This window comes from Synechococcus sp. R8-2 (assembly GCF_047461715.1).
In the GTDB taxonomy this organism is placed as follows: Bacteria; Cyanobacteriota; Cyanobacteriia; order Thermostichales; family Thermostichaceae; genus Thermostichus.
In genome coordinates, this window is the sequence record NZ_JANSHQ010000162.1 from 1 (window position 1) to 3754 (window position 3754).

The 3754-nt window shown below is 63.0% G+C and carries 2 protein-coding genes and 1 pseudogene; all 3 read right to left on the minus strand.

Features of this window, described 5'->3' with window-relative positions; translation table 11 throughout:
- Positions 1-170 (minus strand): annotated as a pseudogene (locus NW819_RS04530) (aspartate-semialdehyde dehydrogenase); the annotation flags it as partial.
- Positions 171-205: 35 nt separating this feature from the next.
- The gene (gene aroB / locus NW819_RS04535; protein WP_414413021.1) at positions 206-1330 is read right to left on the minus strand and encodes a 3-dehydroquinate synthase; all 1125 of its coding nucleotides are present in this window, start codon (positions 1328-1330) and stop codon (positions 206-208) included.
- A gap of 100 nt (positions 1331-1430) precedes the next feature.
- Positions 1431-3533, minus strand: coding sequence for a tetratricopeptide repeat protein (locus tag NW819_RS04540; protein ID WP_414413022.1), 2103 nt, complete (start codon positions 3531-3533; stop codon positions 1431-1433).
- Positions 3534-3754: the final 221 nt, after the last annotated feature.

Consider the following 3754-nt stretch of genomic DNA (forward strand, 5'->3'; position numbering starts at 1 on the left):
TCCACCGGGATCCGCTCCCCCTTGAAGGTCAAACAAGTGCCCGCCGAGCGGGGCGAGGCCAACAGCTTCAGCTCTGCCACCGGAAAGCGGCGCTCTTCCAGCAGCTTCAGCAGCTCCACTCCTACGGCTCCTGTGGCCCCTAGGATGGCTACCCGTTGTTGCCGTCCCATGCTTTCTTGTCCTCAGCTTTTCCTAATTCTAGGGCTCAAGAGGTTGCCGTCATCGCCGCCAGAGCGGCCTGCACATCCGCCAGCTCGACTTGATCGGTCAGCTCCGCTTGGCCAATCCGGCGGGGCAGAACGAAGCGGATCCGCCCTTGCTTGACTTTTTTGTCCGCCTGCAGCGCCTGCAGCACCGCCTCCCAAGGGATCCCGGCGGGCCAGTGGCTGGGCAGCCCTGCCCTTTCGATAAGGCGTCGCTGCCGCTCGGCCTCAGCCGCGCTCCACCACCCCAGGCGACGGGCGATCTCCCCCGCAGCCACCATGCCAATCGCCACCGCCTCCCCGTGCAGGTAGCGGCGGTAGCCGGTAACGGTTTCCAGGGCATGGCCGAGGGTATGGCCGTAGTTCAAGATGGCCCGCAGGCCCCCTTCCCGCTCGTCCTGTTGCACCACCCAGGCTTTGCACTCGGCACAGCGCCGCAGCAGATAGTGCAGATCCGCAGGGGCAAAATCGGCGTAGCGCCTCAGCCTGGGCCGGTCTTGCAAAAACTCAAATAGGTCGGCAGCCTGGATGACGCCGTATTTGATGACTTCCGCCAGGGCCGAGGTAAATTCCCGCCGGGGCAGGGTCTGCAACAGCGTTGGGTCGATCCACACCAGGCGCGGCTGGTAGAAGGCCCCAATGAGATTTTTCCCACCAGGATGGTTGACGCCGGTCTTGCCGCCGATGGCCGCATCCACCATGGCCAAAAGCGAAGTGGGCACCTGCACAAAAGGGATCCCGCGCAGCCAGGTGGCGGCGGCAAACCCCACCATGTCGCCAATGACCCCCCCTCCTAGAGCCACCAAGGTGGAGGAGCGCTCCAGGCCAAAGGCTAGGGCGGCGTCGTAGATCTTGGCCACCGAGCGCAGGGTTTTGTAGCGTTCGCCGGCAGGCAATAGGCAGAGGTGGGCGGCAAACCCCGCTTGTTGCAGCCCCTGCAGCAACTTCTCGGCAAAGTGTTTGGCAATGCCGGGATGGCTCACCACCAGAGCCTTGCCGGAAAGCCCTCTAGCTCGCATTTGGGATCCCAGCTGGATGAGGCTGTGGCCAGGGGGGCCTTCGGCAGACTGGAGGAGAATATCGTAGGAGCTGTGGGGAAGCTTGACAGGGATCAGATAGGGATCCATGCGTGTCGGTCCTGGGGGGCGGGATCCAGTGTGGCATGTTCTGCTCCCGTCTGCCTGCTGCAGGCATTGTCCTTGGGGTCTGAAAGCCCAGGGGATCCTGCTAGGGGTTGGGGTCAACCGGCTGCGGTTGGGGAGTGAGGGTTTCCAAATCCGGCAGAGCTGTTCCCGCCGGCGAGGCCGAGTCTTCCTGGGCCAAGTCCTGCAGGGCGGCTTGGGCCGGCTGAAATTGCGGATCCAGCTCCAGACAGCGCTGCAAGCTGGCTTGGGCGGCTGCTCGCTGGCCGGCCCGCAGTTGAATCAGCCCCAGGGTATGCCAAAAGGCGGGCCGCTGCGGATCCAGGTGCGTGGCCTGTTGGGCGTCTGCCAGGGCAGGTTCCAGCTTCCCCAATTTCAAGGCTTCCCAGGCGCGGTTGTTGAGGGCCACAGCATCTTCTGGGGTGAGCTGCAAAACCCGCGAGTAGGCTTGCACAGCTTGTTCGGGATCCCTCAGCTCGCTGTAGATCAACCCCAGGGCAAACCAGCCCCAGGGATCCCGTTCGTTGAGGTGGATCATCTGCTGGCAGGCGGCACGGGCTTCTTCCAGCCGGCCCAGGCGCCGCAGGCCGGTGATCTGGCCAAACCAGCAGGCAGAACTGCCGGGACGCTGCTGCACCAAGCGCTGGAAATGCCGTAGGCTGGTCTCATATTGCCCCAGCTCCTGCTGAGCTACCGCCAAGGCATAGCGGGCTGGAAAGTGCTCCGGCTTGATCTTGAGGGCTTCCTCGAAGTGGATACAGGCTTCTTTCAGGTAGCCCAATTTCTGGAAGGCCACACCGCGGGCGTACCAGCTTTTGTAGTTGTCGGCATCGTAGCGCAGGGCGCGTTCTAGGGCCTTGCTGGCCAGCCGATACTGCCCCAAGCGCAGCAGGGCCACCCCCAAGTTGTGCAGGGTTATGGGATCCCGGCGACGCAGCCGCAGCGAGCGCTTGTAACACTCGACAGCCGAGCGCAGCCGGTGGCAGTGGAAGAGGGCATTGCCTTGGTAGCGCCAAACCCGCGCACTTCTGGGGTTGAGCTTCAAGACCCGGGCAAAACTGGCCGCTGCCGAGCTGGGCCGACGCAGCCGCCGCAGCACGATCCCACGCGCCAGCCAGGTGCGGGGCTGTTTGGGGTTGTAGCGCAGCGCCTTGTTCAGGCTGTTCAGGGCCAGCTTAGACCGCTTCAGTTGCAGCAGGCGGATGCCGCGGTTATGCCAGGCCAGAGCATCTTCCGGGTTGCTCTCCAGCACCTTGTCGTAGTTAACCACCGCCGACTTGTACTGCCCCAGGCGCCCCAGAATCAGGGCCAGGCGCAGCCGGGTTTCTTCGTCGTAGGGGTTGATGCTCAGGGATCCGTTGTAGCTGTCCACCGCCTCGCGGTAGCGGGCCAGCTGCACCAGCACATCCCCACGGCGGCTCCAAGCCAGGGCGAAGTTGGGATCCATGTTCAGAGCCCGGTCGTAGGCGGCCAGGGCTTCCGTCAGGTTGCCGCGGCGACGCCAGTCTTCCCCCCGCTCGAATTGGATGTCGGCACTGTTCCACTGAAACAGCCGCTGAATGAACTGCAAAATGGCGATCTGACGCGCTCCTTCTTCTGGCGTGGCGGAGGGGGTTTCGCCTGTGGCAATGCGCAGGATGGCCATCTGGATGGCCCGCAAAAAGGCCTGAAATCCCCGCACCTCTTCATCTTCCAGGGACTCTTTCCCCTCACGGCGGCGGTATTGCAGCCGGAACCGCTGCAGATCCCCGGGGGCAGGGAAGCTGGGATCCAAAAAGTGCATTAGCTCCAAGGCGCGGTACTCAAACAGCACCGGATCCTCTTCTGAACCGGTAAAATCCAGCAGGGGCGCCTCTTCCAGGGGGCGGGGTAGCTCAGTGGGGGTGTGCAGCAGCGTCAGCAGGCGCTGGTTTTGTCGTGCCGGGGCATGGGGAAACCCGCTGTACAGCTCATCCCTTGGCCAGGGATCGGCAACAAACTCTGGAGAGGCCACCACTCCCACCCAGCGGCATTGTTCGATGGCCAGTTGCAGCTCCAGCTTGCGGTTATCCCCCGGCTGCAGCATCCAGCGGTCAAACCAGACTTTGAAACCCTCGCGATCCAGCCGCTCCGCCAGTTGACGCGCCCACCGGGCTTGCTCTCGGTGGTAGCGCAAGAAAAGGTCGAACTTGTAATGCTCTGAAGACATGAACGCCCGCTCGCTGATCTTCTCCAGCTTATCTTTGCGTTATCGCTGCGCGATGCTTTCACAAACGCAAACGCATTTGCTCCCCATCGGGTCTGGGGCAAGGAGCAAACCTAATGCTAGGCAACGCTTCCGCTCGATTGGTTCTGAATGGCGATGATGACCGGACAGCGATAGGCGATAGTTGGTGCAGGGCTTGAAAGGAGCATGCCTCTAACCCCCAA

What these genes read in the sequence shown, in the direction of transcription:
- aroB (WP_414413021.1), bottom strand. Translation starts at nt 1,330, where the DNA reads ATGGATCCCTATCTGATCCCTGTCAAGCTTCCCCACAGCTCCTACGAT.
- NW819_RS04540 (WP_414413022.1), bottom strand. Translation starts at nt 3,533, where the DNA reads ATGTCTTCAGAGCATTACAAGTTCGACCTTTTCTTGCGCTACCACCGA.